Raw genomic sequence first — 15,415 nt, 5'->3', positions numbered from 1 at the left:
AAACACACTCTCACATAAGCCGGCCTGCTCCCCGGGTAAACCCCCTTATCAGAATTTAACCTAGGGACGTTGCTATGGTGCGGGCCCGGAAATTGCGTTATGTTCGGCCCCGTTGAGTAAAAAAATTCGTTCTCAACCTTTAACGGTAATTTCCTAATCGGAGTGTTTTTTATGCAAATGAAATTAAAACTGACAGTAGTGGCTGCCCTCGCTGCGGTGGCGGGTTTTGCTTCTGCCCAAGACGCAGTCGTCAAAATCGGTCACGTCGCGCCGCTGTCCGGCTCGCAGGCCCATTACGGCAAAGACAATGAGAACGGCGTGCGCATGGCCATCGAAGACCTGAATGCGCAAAACGTGGTCATCGGCGGCAAAAAGGTCAAGTTTGAAATTGTTGCTGAAGATGATGCTGCTGATCCAAAACAGGGCACCGCAGCCGCACAAAAACTGTGCGACTCCAAAGTCGCTGGCGTGGTCGGCCACCTGAATTCCGGCACGACGATTCCCGCTTCCAAGGTCTACAACGACTGCGGCATTCCCCACGTCACGGGCGCTGCAACCAACCCCAACCTGACCAAGCCAGGCTACAAAACCACCTACCGCATCATCGCCAACGACAACGCCCTGGGCGCTGGCCTGGCTTTTTATGCCGCCGATGCACTGAAGCTGAAGAAAGTCGCGATCATCGACGACCGTACCGCTTACGGCCAAGGCGTTGCTGAAGTGTTCAAGAAGACGGCCCTGGCAAAAGGCATGACCGTCGTTGACGAACAGTTCACGACCGACAAGGCCACCGACTTCATGGCCATCCTGACCGCGGTCAAGGCCAAGGCTCCTGACGCCATCTTCTTCGGCGGCATGGACCCACAAGGCGGCCCTATGCTGCGCCAGATGGAACAGCTCGGCATGAGCAACGTCAAGTACTTCGGCGGTGACGGCATCTGCACGGCCGAACTGGCCAAGCTGGCAGCCGGCGCCAAGACCATCGGCAACGTGGTCTGCGCTGAAGGCGGCGCTTCCCTGGCAAAAATGCCTGGCGGCGAAGCCTGGAAAAAGCGTTACGACGCCAAGTACCCCAACCAGTTCCAGGTTTACAGCCCGTACACCTATGACGCGACTTTTGTCCTGGTTGACGCCATGAAGCGCGCCGGTTCCTGGGATCCAAAGGTTTACACCCCTGAGCTGATCAAGACCAACTTCAAGGGCGTGACCACCACGATCTCCTTCGAACCCAATGGCGAACTGAAGAACCCCGCCATCACCCTGTACGTCTACAAGGACGGCAAGAAGTCCGCTCTGAACTGATCGTTCACCGCGAACCAAAAAAGCCACCGCAAGGTGGCTTTTTTTTGCCCTTTTTCCGTGCGACTGGCCGCTGCGGGCAGGGCAGGAAATCGTCGAAACATTGTTCGCCAAAAGACAATGTCCCCAAGTTCCATGCGCCTGCCTGCCCAGAATGTCCCCAGGCAGGTTGTTGAACGTCCGGCAGGAAAGCGCCGGCGACGACCCGCCTGACACGCTTTCATTGGGTCAACATTCTTCCTGGAGACATAAAAATGGCTAAACCGCAAGCACACCTGGAAAACCAGGCCGCACCCGGCGTCATGGGTGCCGCGGCCGACGAGGTCGTGGTACTCACCGACATCCTGGGGCGTAAACTGAAAATCAAGCCCCTCGACATCCTCTACGAAAGCCAGCTCACCCGGATGTTCGGCACCGAGGCGGCCAATTTGCCTTACATGATGGGTTTTGTATACCCCGCCGCTTCGGTGTGCGAAATCGATGGGGTGGCCTATCCGCGTCCCACCAGCCAGCAGGAAGTCGACGAGGCCATCCAGCGCCTTGGCCGTGAGGGTTTTGCCGCATTCCTGCAGCACATGCAATCGGAAATGGAAAAGCTCAAGCAGCTGGCCGAAACCGGCGCGGAGGCAAAACCGGAATAGGTCCCGGGCCTCGCAGGCGAGCTGGTGTTGGGGGATGCCAAATGAAAAACGGGGCGCAAGGCCCCGTTTTTACTGACTCACTGGCGGAAGAGGCGGGATTCGAACCCGCGGTAGGTTTAACCCTACGCACGCTTTCCAGGCGTGTGACTTAAACCACTCATCCACCCTTCCGCGAAGCCTTTGATTATAGCAGTGCCTCGGCCTGGCGAGCTGAAAAACACGCCACAAATGCACGCACTAATGGACCGCGCCCTGGAAACGGTGCTTTTCCAGCTGGGCCATGGTGACGAATTCCAGTGCCTTGCTGTGGGTGGATTCCAGCACCACGGGCGGTGCCTGGCCGGCCTCGAGCGCTTCCCGCCAGCGGTTGGCGCACAGGCACCAGCGGTCGCCCGGCTTGAGCCCGGCAAAACGGTGGGCGGGCCGAGGTGTGCTCAGGTCATTGCCGCGCAAGGCGGAAAACGCCAGGAATTCGGCGGTCACCCGCACGCAGACCAGGTGGGAGCCGAGGTCCGAGGCGTCCGTGTTGCAGCAGCCGTCCCGGAAATAGCCGGTGAGCGGGTCGTAGGAGCAGGGCACCAGGTCCGTGCCCAGGACGTTTTTTTCGGTCATGGCGTGTGTTCCCGGCAGGCCTGTTTCAGGCCTTGTTGGCCTGCACCATTTTCATGGCCGAGCCGATCAGGGCGCCGACCTCGGTCATGTTGCTGGGCACGATCAGCGTGGTGGTGGCGTCCTTGGCCACCTTGGAATAGGCGTCTACCGCCTGCTGGGCGACCTTGAGCTGCACGGCCTGCTCGCCACCGGGCTGGCGGATGGCGGCAGCCACCATCTCGATGGCCTTGGCATTGGCGTCGGCCACGGCCATGATGGCCGCCGCTTCGCCCTGGGCGTTGTTGATGGCGGCCAGTTTTTCGCCTTCGGAGCGGGCGATGAATGCCTCGCGCTCGCCGGTGGCGATGTTGATCTGTTCCTGGCGGCGGCCTTCCGATGCCGCGATCAGCGCGCGTTTTTCCCGCTCGGCGGTGATCTGCGACTGCATGGCGTGCAGGATTTCCTTGGGCGGCGTTAGGTCCTTGATTTCATAGCGCAGCACCTTCACGCCCCAGTTCAGCGCCGCTTCGTCGATGGCGGCAACGACCTGTGCGTTGATGATGTCGCGCTCCTCAAAGGTCTTGTCGAGCTCCAGCTTGCCGATGACGGAGCGCAGCGAGGTCTGGGCCAGCTGCGTGACGGCCACGATGTAGTTGGACGAGCCGTAGCTGGCGCGCATCGGGTCGGTCACCTGGAAGTACAGGATGCCGTCGACCTGCAGCTGGGTGTTGTCGCGCGTGATGCAGACCTGGCTGGGCACGTCCAGCGGGATTTCCTTGAGGCTGTGCTTGTAGGCGACGCGGTCCACAAAGGGAATCAGCCAGTTCAGGCCGGGAGTCAGGGTGCCCGCATATTTCCCCAGGCGCTCCTTGACCCAGGCATTCTGCTGGGGCACGACCTTGATGGCGCGGATGACAAAGATCATCGCGACGATAAAAACGATAAGTGCTACATAAGACGACATGGTGATTCCCTCAGATTTTTTCTACGACCAGTTTGCTGCCAATGACTTCCCGGATACGGTGCAGGCCCGCGGAGGGCACCGCGCCGGCCGCCTGCACGACCGCCCATTGCGCGCCGCGGTAGCGCACCAGCGCCGTGCCGTCGGCTTGCCAGTCGTCGACCTGCACGGTTTCGCCGATATCCATGTTGACGTCCGGATTGGTCCCGGGCGGCAGGGCCTCGGGGCCCCGGCTGCGGACAAGATGGGCAATGCCGACGGTGGCCGAGCCCACCACGGCCGCGGTAATGAGCTGCACGGACGTTGAGGCGCCCAGGTGGGCGGCAAGGGCCGCGGCCGCCAGCCCTAGGGCCACCATCAGCAGGTAAAACGTCCCCGTCGCCAGTTCCACCGCGACCGCCACGCCGGCCAGCAGCCACCAGATCGTCGATTCACTCATGCTTCCTCCTTTTGTCGGTCATCCGCTACATTTTGGGGCAATTAGACCCCAAGACAAGCGTAGCGCAACAATATGTCCTTACACTTCGCTGCTTGGAAAAAGCTTCATTCCCGCCGCTCGGGCTCAACCTGTCTATGCCTTTTGAGCGTTCCCCATGCCCTCCGACAGGTTCAGGGCGCCCTTGAACTGCTCTCCCCGCCATGAAATTCCGCTTTCCCATCGTCATCATTGACGAAGATTTCCGTTCCGAAAATACCTCCGGCCTGGGTATCCGCGCGCTGGCGCAGGCCATCGAGAGCGAAGGCTTCGAGGTGCTGGGCGTCACCAGCTACGGCGACCTCTCCCAGTTCGCCCAGCAGCAAAGCCGGGCCAGCGCCTTTATCCTGTCGATCGACGACGAGGAGTTCTCGCCCGGCCCCGACCTCGATCCCGCCGTGCTGAACCTGCGCACCTTTATCGAGGAGGTGCGCCGCAAGAACCTGGACGTGCCGATTTACGTCTATGGCGAGACCAAAACCTCGCGCCATATTCCCAACGACATCCTGCGCGAGCTGCACGGCTTTATCCACATGTTCGAGGACACGCCCGAGTTCGTGGCGCGCCACATCCTGCGCGAGGCCAAGAGCTACCTGGAAGGCGTGCAGCCGCCATTTTTCAAGGCCTTGCTGGACTATGCCGAGGATGGCTCCTATTCCTGGCATTGCCCCGGCCATTCCGGCGGCGTGGCTTTTCTCAAAAGCCCGGTCGGGCAGATGTTCCACCAGTTTTTCGGCGAAAACATGCTGCGCGCCGACGTCTGCAACGCGGTGGAAGAACTCGGCCAGCTGCTGGACCACGACGGCGCCATAGGCGCCAGCGAGCGCAACGCGGCGCGCATTTTCAACGCCGACCACTGCTTCTTCGTGACCAACGGCACCTCCACCAGCAACAAGATGGTCTGGCACCACACGGTGGCGCCCGGCGACGTGGTGGTGGTCGACCGCAACTGCCACAAGTCCATCCTGCACTCCATCATCATGACCGGTGCGATCCCGGTGTTCCTGAAGCCGACGCGCAACCATTTCGGCATCATCGGCCCGATTCCGCAGAGCGAATTCGAGCCGGACGCCATCCGCGCCAAGATAGACGCCAACCCGCTGCTCAAGGGCGTGGACAGCAGCAAGGTCAGGCCGCGCGTGCTGACGCTGACGCAGTCGACCTATGACGGCGTGCTCTACAACACCGAAACCATCAAGGGCATGCTGGACGGCTACATCGACAACCTGCATTTCGACGAAGCCTGGCTGCCGCACGCGGCTTTCCACCCTTTCTATGGCGCTTACCACGCCATGGGCAAAAACCGCGTCCGGCCGAAAAACGCCGTGGTGTACGCCACGCAGTCCATCCACAAGCTGCTGGCCGGCATCAGCCAGGCCAGCCACGTGCTGGTGCAGGACTCGCAGGACGTGAAGCTCGACAGGCACCTCTTCAACGAGGCCTACCTGATGCACACCTCCACCTCGCCGCAGTACAGCATCATCGCCAGCTGCGACGTGGCCGCGGCCATGATGGAGCCGCCCGGCGGCACCGCGCTGGTCGAGGAAAGCATCGCCGAGTCACTGGACTTTCGCCGCGCCATGCGCAAGATCGACGAGGAGTACGGCGACGACTGGTGGTTCAAGGTCTGGGGGCCGGACAAGCTGGTCGAAGAGGGGATCGGCGAGGCCCAGGACTGGATCATCAAGGGCGAATCCCGCAGTGCCAAGATGGCAAAAAACGGCGCCAACAACTGGCACGGCTTCGGCCAGATGGCCACCGGCTTCAACATGCTGGACCCGATCAAGTCCACCATCGTCACGCCCGGCCTGGACCTGAACGGCAAGTTCGCCAAAACCGGCATCCCGGCCAGCATCGTGACCAAGTTCCTGGCCGAACACGGCGTGATCGTCGAAAAGACCGGCCTCTACAGCTTCTTCATCATGTTCACGATCGGCATCACCAAGGGCCGCTGGAACACGCTGCTGACGGCGCTGCAGCAGTTCAAGGACGATTACGACAAGAACCAGCCGATGTGGCGCATCCTGCCCGAGTTCTGCCAGAAGTACCCCAAGTACGAGCGCATGGGCCTGGCCGACCTGTGCCAGCACATCCACACCTTGTACGCCAAGTACGACATCGCGCGGCTGACGACCGAGGTCTACCTGAGCGACCTGGCGCCCGCCATGAAGCCCAGCGACGCCTATGCCCACATCGCCCACCGCACGACGGAGCGCGTCGAGATCGACCACCTGGAAGGCCGTATCACCGTGGGCCTGGTGACGCCTTACCCACCCGGCATCCCGCTGCTGATTCCGGGCGAGGTGTTCAACAAGCGCATCGTGGACTACCTGAAGTTCTCGCGTGAATTCAACGCGCAGTGCCCGGGGTTCGAGACCGACATCCACGGCCTGGTGGAAGAGGTCGACGCCAAGGGCAAGACCCGCTACTACGCGGACTGCGTCAAGAAGTAGGCCCAGCCGGCCCCGGCCGCCTTAAACGGCGGCGTCCCGCACCCGCATGAAACTGGCAAAGCGCGGAATGCCGCTGTCGTTCAGCCCGCGGAAACGGTAGCTCACGGTACTGCCCACGGGCGGCGGGTTTTGGCGCAGCTCGTCGCTCAGGCCGCTGCCCAGCTTGAAGCGCCGGCCGGGCTTGCCGTCCACGGCGGGCATCTCCACCAGCAGCGCGCCCACCATGCCCGCATATTTGCCCTGGCCGGGAATATGCGCCACCACGCGGGCTTCGTCATCCTCGTGCGGTTTGGCCTTGAGCAGGTCGTCGCTGCGCTGGCCTTTGTAAAGCGAAGCCCCGCGATGCAGCATCAGGCCTTCACCGCCGTGCCTGACGGTGGTGGCGAGCAGCGCCTGCAGGGCCGCATGGCTGGCCACCTTGGACTGCGCCACCGCCTGCACCCAGGGTTGGTCGATGCGGCTCACCACGCCGTTCAGGGCCGGGATGCGTTCGCTGAAGCGGCCGCCCTGCCCGGGCAGGTCGAACACCATAAAGCGTATGGCCCGCCAGGCCGCTGCGTCCGGGCTTTGCTGGCGCACCGTGGACATTGCGCGGGAGAACTGCCCGTGGCCCGCCCATAACTCGCCGTCCAGCGGCACTTTGGGCCAGCCTGCCGTGAACCAGGCCGGCGCCGCGATGCGTTCCCCGTTGCGGGTCAGCAGTTTCTCGCCGTCCCAGTAGCCGCGTATGCCGTCGTATTTTTCGCTGACCCAGTAGTCGGCCAGGGGGATGCCCGGGCGGTAGGCCTTGGCCAGCATGAGCTGCGGCGCCTGCGGAGCGGCCGTGGCGGCAAAGGCCGCGCTAGGCAGAAGGGGCGTGAGCAGGCCCGCGACGACCAGCAGCAGGTGCAGGGCCTTGAGGCGAAAAACCGCCACGGAAGCCGAAGTGCGGAAAGGGGGTGTTGGTGATGGGTGCGGTGCCATATTTTTTTGACTTTTGGCTGTATGAATGTACAGTCTATAGTCCCGTGCCGGGTGCGGCAAGCCTTGCACAAGGAAACTGTCGAGGGCGCGCCACACGCGCTCGACTCCCCAACAAATCATTGAGAAAAAAGGATGCAAAACATGAGCCACCAAGGAAGCTGCCACTGCGGAAGGATTGCCTTTGAGGTCGAAGGCGAACCCACCGGCGCGCTGGCCTGCAACTGCTCCATGTGCTCGCGCAAGGGCTCGCTGCTCTGGTTTGTTCCGCGCGAGCAGTTGCGCCTGCTGACGCCCGATGAGAACGCCAGTACCTATCTGTTCAACAAGCACCTTATCCAGCACCGGTTTTGCCCCAGCTGCGGCATCCACCCCTATGGCGAGGGCACGGGCCCGGACGGCAAGCGCATGGCCGCCATCAACCTGCGCTGCGTGCAGGACCTGGACCTTGCCGCCATCCCCGTCCAGCATTTCAACGGGCGGGCGGCATGACCTCCAGCGATATCGAGTCCATAGAGCGGGCCACCCTGGCCGCGGTGTCTCCCGAAGCCGTCGAGGAGTTCCAGGGCTGGCTGCTGCCCTATGACAGCGGCACGGTCAGCCGGGCCCACAGTGCCGTGCCGCTGCGCCACGTGCCGGCGGGTGAGGACATGATCGACCAGATCGAAGCGCGCTACCGGGCGCGCGGCCTGCGCACGGTGTTCCGCCTGGCCAATGAAGCCTGCTTCGACGGCCTGCGGCAGGAGCTGGCGCGGCGCGGCTACCAATCGGGAAAGCCGGTGCTGGTTCAGGTGGCGCCGGTGCAGGCCATGCGCGCGGCCAGCGCGGCAGTGCCCGCCGAGACCGCCGATGTGCCCGATGCGGCCTGGGCTGCGCTGTTCCTGGCCGAAGGTTTTGACCCGGTGGACGGCGCGAGCCGCGTCAAGGCCTTGAGCCGCGCCCGCGGTTCGGTCTATGCCAGCGTGCGCGAAAACGGCAAAACCGTGGCAGCGGGCGCCGGCGCCTTCAGCCATGGCTGGTCCAGCGTGCACGGCATGCGCACCGACCAGGCCTTCCGGGGCAGGGGACTGGCCGGGCGCGTGCTGGCCGGCATCGCCGCCGTGGCCGAGCAGCGCGGCATCGCCCGGGCGTTTTTGCAGGTGGAAGACGTCAACACCCCGGCGCTGGCGCTGTACCGGCGCGCGGGTTTTGAGACCGTCTGGAGCTACGACTACTGGCGCCAGCCTTAAGGGGCCGAGGCCCGGGGAGCTCAGGCCGCTTCGGCCGGCTCGGCGATACCGCCCACGACGTGGCTGAAGCCGCCGTCGACATAGGTGATCTCGGCGCTCACGCCGCCGGCCAGGTCGCTCAGCAGGAAGGCCGCCACGTTGCCCACGTCCTCGATCGTCACGTTGCGGCGAATCGGCGAGGCCTCGGCGACCACGCTCAGAATCTTGCCGAAGCCCTTGATGCCGCTGGCGGCCAGGGTCTTGATGGGGCCGGCGCTGATGCCGTTCACGCGCATGCCTTTGGGGCCCAGCGATTCGGCCAGGTAGCGCACCGAGGCTTCCAGGCTGGCCTTGGCCAGACCCATGGTGTTGTAGTTGGGCACGGTGCGCACCGCGCCCAGGTAGGTCAGCGTGAGCAAGGCCGATTTCGGGTTCAGGTAGGGCAGGGCGGCCTTGGCCATGGCCGGGAAGCTGTAGGCGCTGATGTCGTGGGCGATCTTGAAGCCCTCGCGCGACAGGCCGTCGAGGAAGTCACCGGCAATCGCCTCGCGCGGCGCATAACCGATGCTGTGCACAAAGCCGTCAAACGTCGGCCAGGTTTGCGACAGGTCGGCGAACAGCTTGGCGATCTGCGCGTCGTCGCCCACGTCGCAGTCAAAAATCAGCTTCGAATCGAAGTCGGCGGCGAATTCCGTGATCCGATCCTTGAAACGCTCGCCGACGTAGCTGAAAGCCAGTTCGGCGCCTTGCGCGTGGCAGGCCTTGGCGATGCCGTAGGCGATGGAGCGGTTGGACAGCACGCCCGTGATCAACAGTTTTTTGCCAGTGAGGAATCCGGTGTGTGTCGCCATGCAGGTGCTCCAGTAAATGTGCGGAAGATATGCCGGCAAGGGGCGCGAGATTCGCGCGATGGAAATTTGCCGACCTAAGTAGGGCAGAATTGTCGCATGCGAAGTTTGCTGGTCTGGGTCCTGCTGCTAGTTTCAGCGCCGTCATGGGCCGCACACGGCTATGCGCTCTGGGGCGACCTCAAGTACCCCGCGGGCTTTGCCCATTTCGATTACGTCAATCCCGCGGCCCCCAAAGGCGGCGACCTGCGCCTGGTCAGCAACCTGCGCTATTCGACTTTCGACAAATACAACCCCTTCACGATCAAGGGCTCGGCGCCGGCCTACCTGTCGGTGCTGATGTTCGATTCGCTGCTGGCCGGCTCCATGGACGAAACCGCCGCGGGCTATGGCCTGCTGGCCGAGGACGTGCAGGTGGCGCCGGACCGGCTGAGCGTGGTGTTCCGCCTGCGGCCGCAGGCGAAGTTCCACAACGGGATGCCGGTGGAGGCCGCGGACGTCAAGCATAGCTACGACACGCTGATGGGCCCCTACACCTCACCCGGCTACAAGACCGCGCTGGAGGATGTGGCGGGCTGCGATGTGATCGACGCGCGTACCGTGCGCTTTCGGTTCAAGAAGCCCAACCGCGAACTGCCGCTGACCGTGGGCGGCCTGCCGGTGTTCAGCCGCGCCTGGGGCATGGTGGGCGGCAAGCCCAAGCGCTTCGACGAAGTCGTGATGGACATACCCATAGGCAGCGGGCCCTACAAGATCGGCCCGGTGCGTTTCGGCAAGGACATCACCTATGCGCGCGACCCCGGCTACTGGGCCCGCGATTTGAACGTGCGTCGCGGCGGCTATAACTTCGATCGCATCACCGTGAAGATCTACAAGGACAACACGGCGCGCCTGGAGGCCCTGAAGGCGGCCGAATTCGACATGATGAGCTTCTACTCGGCCGGCGACTGGGCACGCCGGGTGACGGGCAAGCGCTTCGATTCGGGCGAGCTGGTCAAGCAGGATTTTCCGCACCGCCAGCCGGCCGGCTTCCAGAGTTATGTGCTCAACAGCCGCAAGCCCATGCTGTCCGACCCGCGTGTGCGCGAAGCCCTCGGCCTGGCGCTGGACTATGAGTGGATGAACCGGCAGATGTTCTACAACGGCTATCCGCGCGTGCAGGACCTGTTCGGCAACACCGACTGCGCCGCCACCGGCCTGCCGTCGCCGGAAGAACTGGCCCTGCTGGAGCCCTTGCGCGCCAAGGTGCCGGCCGCGGTCTTCGGTCCCATGTACCAGCCGCCCAGGACGACCGGTGAAGGCCAGTCGCTGCGCAACAACCTGCGCAAGGCGCAGGCCCTGCTCAAGGACGCCGGCTGGACTTACCGCGACGGCGCGCTGCGCAACGCCAAGGGCGACGCCATGGTGCTCGACTACCTGGACAGCCGCGACACCGGCGTGCGCACGGTCGCGCCCTGGATGCGCAACCTGGAAAAGCTGGGCATCACGCTGCGCTTTTCGCCGGTGGACTTTGCGCTCTACCAGCAGCGACTGGACAAATTCGAGTTCGACATCACGACCATCAACTTCCCTGGCACGCACGACCCGGGCCAGCAGCTGAGCGACATCTTCGGCAGCAAGGCGGCCGATACCGAAAGCTCGGGCAATTACTTTGGCGTCAAGAGCCCGGCCGTGGACGCGCTGGTCACCGCAGCGGTCGGCGCCAGGACCAAGGCCGAACTGATCCCGGCCTGCCGGGCGCTGGACCGCGTGATCATGCACAGCCACTACCTGATTCCCCAGTGGACGCTGACCTCGCACCGTCTCGCCTACAACGCCTGGCGGCTGGGCTTCAAACCGCCCATGCCGCCTTATACCGGGGCGGAAGACTGGGTGATGATGGCCTGGTGGGCCAAACCCGTGCCCCAAGGAAAGTAGCCAGATGTTCGCCTACGTCCTCAAACGCCTGCTGCTGATGATCCCCACTTTATTGGGCGTGCTGCTGATTACCTTTGCCGTGATCCAGTTCGTGCCCGGCGGGCCGGTGGAGCAGTACCTGTCGGACGCCAAAGGCGGCTTCGGTGGCGTGGAATCGGGCGGCTCCAGCTACCGCGGCAACCAGGGCGTGGACCCCAAGCGCCTGGAGGCGATCAAGGCCTTGTATGGTTTCGACAAGCCGGCCCATGAGCGGCTGGTGCAGATGCTGGGCCAGTTCGCCCGCTTCGACCTGGGCAAGAGCTTTTTCCAGAACAAGGATGTGTGGACGCTGATCCTGGAGAAGCTGCCGGTGTCCATCAGCCTCGGGTTGTGGACATTCTTCATCAGTTACGGCGTGGCCGTGCCTTTGGGTGTGGCCAAGGCGGTGAGGGCGGGGAGCAAGTTCGACCTGGTCACCACCTTGCTGATCCTGGTGGGTTATGCCATTCCGGGTTTTGTGCTGGGTGTTGTGTTGCTGGTGATCTTCGGCGGCCAGCTGCAGTGGTTTCCCTTGCGCGGACTGACCTCGCCGAACTGGGATGAACTGAGCGTGGGCGCGAAGATCGTGGATTACCTCTGGCACATCACATTGCCGGTGACCGCCATGGTGTTCGGCAGCTTCGCGGTGACGGCCATGCTGACCAAGAACTCGTTCCTGGAGGAGATTCGCAAGCAATATGTGCTGACGGCGCGCGCCAAGGGCCTGGCCGAGAACCGCGTGCTCTGGAAGCATGTGTTCCGCAATGCGCTGATTCCCATCATCACCGGCTTTCCGGGCGCGTTCATCGGGGCGTTCTTCACGGGATCGCTGTTGATCGAGACGCTGTTTTCCCTGGACGGCCTGGGCCTGCTCAGCTACGAGAGCGTGATCCGGCGCGACTATCCCGTGGTGCTTGGAACGCTTTACCTGTTCACATTGATAGGGCTTTTTACCAAGCTGATCAGCGACCTCTCTTACGTACTGGTGGACCCACGTGTCAAATTCGACTAGCAATGGCGCCCCCGCGCCGGCGGCCGACGCCGCGGCGGCGCTCCACGTCAGCCCCGCCCGCCGCGCCTGGCGGCGCTTTCGCCGCAATCCGCTGGGTTTCTGGAGCCTGGTGATCTTTTGCGCGATGGTGGTGCTCAGCCTGTTCGCCGAAGTCATCTCCAACGACCGGCCGCTGGTCGTGCGCTACGAGGGCACCCTTTATTTCCCCATCGTCAAGGATTACTCCGAGCAGACCTTCGGCGGCGATTTCCCGACGCCCGCGGACTACCTGGACCCTTTCATCCGCGAGCGCATCACCGCCGGCGCCAACTGGGCGATCTATGCGCCCAACCCTTACGGCCCCAAGACCCTGAACTACTTCGCCAAGTCCCCCAGCCCGGCCGCGCCCACGCGCGACAACTGGTTCGGCACCGACGACCGGGGGCGCGACCTGCTGGCGCAACTGATCTACGGATTTCGCGTCAGTGTGCTCTTCGGCCTGGCGTTGACCGTGATCGGCACGGCGCTGGGCATCCTGGCGGGTGCGGTGCAGGGGTATTTCGCGGGCAAGACCGACCTGGTGATGCAACGCCTGATCGAGATCTGGACGGCGATGCCCGAACTTTATTTGCTCATCATCTTCAGCGCCATCTTCGCGCCCAGCATCGCGCTGCTGCTGATCCTGTTGTCGGTATTTGGCTGGATGGGCCTGGCCGATTACGTGCGCGCGGAGTTTCTGCGCAACCGCCAGATGGACTATGTGCGGGCGGCCAGGGCCCTGGGCGTCAGCAATTTGCAAATCATGTGGCGGCACATCCTGCCCAACAGCATGACGCCGGTCGTGACCTTCCTGCCGTTTCGCATGAGCGGTTCCATCCTGGCGCTGACCTCGCTGGATTTCCTGGGCCTGGGTGTGCCGCCCGGCACGCCTTCGCTGGGCGAACTGCTATCCCAGGGCAAGAACAACATCGACGCCTGGTGGATATCGCTGTCCACCTTCCTGGTGCTGGTCATGACATTGCTGCTGCTGACTTTCATGGGCGACGCCTTGCGCGACGCCATGGATCCCCGGAAGGCCGACTGATGGCCGCGCCGCTGCTTGACGTCCAGAACCTGCGGATTTCGTTCGCGGGCAAATCCGTGGTCCACGGCATTGATTTCTCCATCGCCCCCGGTGAAAAGCTGGCACTGGTGGGTGAGTCCGGCTCGGGCAAGACCGTGACCGCGCTCAGCCTGCTGCGGCTGGCGCAAAACGCCGCGGTGAACGGGAAGGCCGTTTTTGCCGGCGTCGATGCGGCCGAACGCGCGGCCAGCGGGGCGCCGCCCAAGGCACCCGTTGATTTGCTGTCCCTGCCGGAGTCTTCCCTGCGCGGGATTCGCGGCCGCGACATCGCCATGATCTTCCAGGAGCCCATGACGGCGCTCAACCCGCTCTACAGCGTTGGCGACCAGATTGCCGAGGTACTGGAGCTCCACAAAAGCCTGAGCCGGGCTGAAGCGGTGCAGGGCGCCATCCAGCTGCTGGCCGACACGGGCATTCCCGAGCCCGCGCGCCGCGCCAGGGCTTTTCCGCACCAGCTCTCGGGCGGGCAGCGGCAGCGGGCCATGATCGCCATGGCGCTGGCCTGCCAGCCCGGGCTGCTGCTGGCTGACGAGCCCACCACGGCGTTGGACGTTACCCTGCGCGGCCAGATCCTGGACCTGCTGGGGGCGCTGCAGCAGCGCAACGGCATGGCCGTGCTGCTGATCACCCACGACCTCAACCTGGTGCGCAAGTTCGCCGACCGGGTCGCGGTGATGGAAAACGGCCGCATTGTGGAGCAGGGCGCCGTGGCCGAGGTGTTCGCCCGGCCCCAGCACCCCTATACCCGCAAGCTGATCGACAGCAAGCCGCGGCGCGACGGGCTGGCGGCGGCCGGTGCCGCGGCGGATGCCGCGATCACGATGAAAGCCGAAGGGCTGCGCGTGAGCTATCCGGTGCCGGTTCCCGGGATACGGGGCTGGTTCCGGCGCGGTGAATTTGTGGCAGTGAAAGAAGCGAATTTCCAGATTCCGGCCGGCAGGACCTTGGGTGTGATCGGCGAATCGGGCTCCGGCAAATCCACCCTGGCGCTGGCCAGCCTGGGCCTGCTGCCTTTTTCAGGGCAACTGCAGGCGGCGGGCCAGGCCTGGGGCCGCGAGGCCGCGCGTGACAAAGCCATGCGCCGGGCGGTCCAGGTGGTGTTCCAGGACCCGTTTTCCTCGTTGTCGCCGCGCATGAGCGTCGAGGCCATCGTGGAGGAGGGCCTGCGCGTGCACGAGCCCGGCCTGGCCCCCGCAGCCCGGCGCGAGCGGGCCGTGCAGGCGCTGGCCGATGTCGGTATGACGGAGGCCCAGTTTCCAGGCCTGCTGCAGCGTTACCCGCACGAGTTCTCGGGCGGGCAGCGCCAGCGCCTGGCGATTGCCCGGGCGCTTATCGTCAACCCCATGCTGCTGGTGCTGGACGAACCGACCAGCGCGCTGGACGTGACCATCCAGAAGCAGGTGCTGGGCCTGCTGCAAAAACTCCAGCGCGAGCGCGGCCTGAGCTATTTGCTGATCACGCACGACGTGGACGTGATACGCGCCATGGCGCATGAAGTCATGGTGATGAAGGACGGCGATGTGCTGGAATCCGGCTCGCTCAGCGAGGTGCTGGATTCGCCGCGCCATCCTTATACGCGTGTGCTTGTGACGGCCGTGTAGGCCCGCAAATTTGAGAATTTACTTTAAATAATCAGAAAATCCCTATGATTTCATTTGAAATTTTGGCATTGCTCTGTGGGCGCCGTTGAAAACCAGTGCACGGCGCCCATCTTTGTTTCTACCGGTCCCGCCACAAGCTGGCAATCAACGAATGACGGTGTGATGGCTTAACAAAAAGGGTTAAGGCGGGCTGCTCCCGCCGGGGTTTTGAGCGGCGACTCTCGTTTCAGGCACGGAAATTGTTTGCATCGAGGGACGCGGCACGTTACAATATGAGCTTCACGACCAAATGGGCGGGTTTTCACCGCCCATTTTTTTTGGGCGTTTGT

The 15,415-nt window shown here is 63.6% G+C and carries 14 protein-coding genes and 1 tRNA gene; 9 read left to right on the top strand and 6 right to left on the bottom strand.

Annotation, left to right across the window (positions count from 1 at the left end):
- The first annotated feature begins 171 nt into the window (after positions 1-171).
- The gene (locus tag ACEN9P_RS23885; RefSeq protein WP_074575116.1) at positions 172-1,302 is read left to right on the top strand and encodes a branched-chain amino acid ABC transporter substrate-binding protein; all 1,131 of its coding nucleotides are present in this window, start codon (positions 172-174) and stop codon (positions 1,300-1,302) included.
- Between the two features lie 251 nt (positions 1,303-1,553).
- Positions 1,554-1,940: a hypothetical protein gene (locus ACEN9P_RS23880; RefSeq protein ID WP_477663048.1), complete on the top strand. Its 387-nt coding sequence runs from the start codon at positions 1,554-1,556 to the stop codon at positions 1,938-1,940.
- An 81-nt stretch (positions 1,941-2,021) separates the two neighbouring features.
- On the opposite strand, the gene ACEN9P_RS23875 is transcribed toward ACEN9P_RS23880, so the two are convergent.
- The 4 genes from ACEN9P_RS23875 to ACEN9P_RS23860 form a co-directional block, all read right to left on the bottom strand.
- A tRNA-Ser gene (locus ACEN9P_RS23875) sits at positions 2,022-2,111 on the bottom strand.
- Positions 2,112-2,177: 66 nt separating this feature from the next.
- Positions 2,178-2,552, bottom strand: a complete 375-nt coding sequence (locus ACEN9P_RS23870) for a DUF2237 family protein (RefSeq protein ID WP_413330540.1) — start codon at positions 2,550-2,552, stop codon at positions 2,178-2,180.
- Positions 2,553-2,577: 25 nt separating this feature from the next.
- Entirely contained in the window at positions 2,578-3,495 is a 918-nt protein-coding gene (locus tag ACEN9P_RS23865; protein WP_007865341.1) for an SPFH domain-containing protein, read from the bottom strand.
- A gap of 10 nt (positions 3,496-3,505) precedes the next feature.
- Positions 3,506-3,931: an NfeD family protein gene (locus ACEN9P_RS23860; protein ID WP_477663049.1), complete on the bottom strand. Its 426-nt coding sequence runs from the start codon at positions 3,929-3,931 to the stop codon at positions 3,506-3,508.
- Positions 3,932-4,131: 200 nt separating this feature from the next.
- On the opposite strand from ACEN9P_RS23860, the gene ACEN9P_RS23855 reads away from it, so the two are divergent.
- On the top strand, positions 4,132-6,420 hold the full coding sequence (locus tag ACEN9P_RS23855; RefSeq protein WP_413330537.1) for an Orn/Lys/Arg family decarboxylase: 2,289 nt from the start codon (positions 4,132-4,134) through the stop codon (positions 6,418-6,420).
- Between the two features lie 21 nt (positions 6,421-6,441).
- On the opposite strand, the gene ACEN9P_RS23850 is transcribed toward ACEN9P_RS23855, so the two are convergent.
- Complete coding sequence (locus tag ACEN9P_RS23850) at positions 6,442-7,479, bottom strand: DNA ligase (protein ID WP_495620672.1); 1,038 nt, start codon at positions 7,477-7,479, stop codon at positions 6,442-6,444.
- A 45-nt stretch (positions 7,480-7,524) separates the two neighbouring features.
- Between ACEN9P_RS23850 and ACEN9P_RS23845 the strand changes: the two genes are divergently transcribed.
- Positions 7,525-7,872 (top strand): GFA family protein, encoded by a 348-nt coding sequence (locus ACEN9P_RS23845; protein ID WP_495620671.1) that lies wholly within the window; start codon positions 7,525-7,527, stop codon positions 7,870-7,872.
- Positions 7,869-8,609 (top strand): GNAT family N-acetyltransferase, encoded by a 741-nt coding sequence (locus ACEN9P_RS23840; RefSeq protein ID WP_477663051.1) that lies wholly within the window; start codon positions 7,869-7,871, stop codon positions 8,607-8,609. Before ACEN9P_RS23845 ends, ACEN9P_RS23840 begins: the two co-directional genes overlap by 4 nt.
- A gap of 20 nt (positions 8,610-8,629) precedes the next feature.
- Here the strand turns inward: ACEN9P_RS23840 and fabI are convergent, their stop codons facing one another.
- Complete coding sequence (gene fabI, locus ACEN9P_RS23835) at positions 8,630-9,439, bottom strand: enoyl-ACP reductase FabI (protein ID WP_413330533.1); 810 nt, start codon at positions 9,437-9,439, stop codon at positions 8,630-8,632.
- Between the two features lie 96 nt (positions 9,440-9,535).
- Here fabI and ACEN9P_RS23830 point away from each other — a divergent pair, with 96 nt between their 5' ends.
- The 4 genes from ACEN9P_RS23830 to ACEN9P_RS23815 are packed head-to-tail and all read left to right on the top strand — an operon-like array spanning position 9,536 to position 15,086.
- On the top strand, positions 9,536-11,353 hold the full coding sequence (locus ACEN9P_RS23830) for an extracellular solute-binding protein (RefSeq protein WP_495620670.1): 1,818 nt from the start codon (positions 9,536-9,538) through the stop codon (positions 11,351-11,353).
- A 4-nt stretch (positions 11,354-11,357) separates the two neighbouring features.
- Positions 11,358-12,383 carry a microcin C ABC transporter permease YejB gene (locus ACEN9P_RS23825; protein WP_477663053.1) on the top strand — a complete coding sequence of 342 codons (1,026 nt, stop codon included), beginning with the start codon at positions 11,358-11,360 and terminating at the stop codon, positions 12,381-12,383.
- The gene (locus ACEN9P_RS23820; protein WP_477663054.1) at positions 12,367-13,446 is read left to right on the top strand and encodes an ABC transporter permease; all 1,080 of its coding nucleotides are present in this window, start codon (positions 12,367-12,369) and stop codon (positions 13,444-13,446) included. The genes ACEN9P_RS23825 and ACEN9P_RS23820 overlap by 17 nt, the downstream gene beginning before the upstream one ends.
- Positions 13,446-15,086 carry an ABC transporter ATP-binding protein gene (locus ACEN9P_RS23815; RefSeq protein ID WP_495620669.1) on the top strand — a complete coding sequence of 547 codons (1,641 nt, stop codon included), beginning with the start codon at positions 13,446-13,448 and terminating at the stop codon, positions 15,084-15,086. Before ACEN9P_RS23820 ends, ACEN9P_RS23815 begins: the two co-directional genes overlap by 1 nt.
- Positions 15,087-15,415 lie beyond the last annotated feature (329 nt).

Source organism: Polaromonas sp. Polasp52 (assembly GCF_059491565.1).
This window is presented reverse-complemented; position numbering and strand designations above follow the sequence as displayed.

Coding starts and splice junctions, on each gene's coding strand:
- ACEN9P_RS23845 (WP_495620671.1), top strand. CDS start 7,525: ATGAGCCACCAAGGAAGCTGCCACTGCGGAAGGATTGCCTTTGAGGTC.
- ACEN9P_RS23860 (WP_477663049.1), bottom strand. CDS start 3,931: ATGAGTGAATCGACGATCTGGTGGCTGCTGGCCGGCGTGGCGGTCGCG.
- ACEN9P_RS23870 (WP_413330540.1), bottom strand. CDS start 2,552: ATGACCGAAAAAAACGTCCTGGGCACGGACCTGGTGCCCTGCTCCTAC.
- ACEN9P_RS23830 (WP_495620670.1), top strand. CDS start 9,536: ATGCGAAGTTTGCTGGTCTGGGTCCTGCTGCTAGTTTCAGCGCCGTCA.
- fabI (WP_413330533.1), bottom strand. CDS start 9,439: ATGGCGACACACACCGGATTCCTCACTGGCAAAAAACTGTTGATCACG.
- ACEN9P_RS23840 (WP_477663051.1), top strand. CDS start 7,869: ATGACCTCCAGCGATATCGAGTCCATAGAGCGGGCCACCCTGGCCGCG.
- ACEN9P_RS23865 (WP_007865341.1), bottom strand. CDS start 3,495: ATGTCGTCTTATGTAGCACTTATCGTTTTTATCGTCGCGATGATCTTT.
- ACEN9P_RS23855 (WP_413330537.1), top strand. CDS start 4,132: ATGAAATTCCGCTTTCCCATCGTCATCATTGACGAAGATTTCCGTTCC.
- ACEN9P_RS23880 (WP_477663048.1), top strand. CDS start 1,554: ATGGCTAAACCGCAAGCACACCTGGAAAACCAGGCCGCACCCGGCGTC.
- ACEN9P_RS23825 (WP_477663053.1), top strand. CDS start 11,358: ATGTTCGCCTACGTCCTCAAACGCCTGCTGCTGATGATCCCCACTTTA.
- ACEN9P_RS23885 (WP_074575116.1), top strand. CDS start 172: ATGCAAATGAAATTAAAACTGACAGTAGTGGCTGCCCTCGCTGCGGTG.
- ACEN9P_RS23815 (WP_495620669.1), top strand. CDS start 13,446: ATGGCCGCGCCGCTGCTTGACGTCCAGAACCTGCGGATTTCGTTCGCG.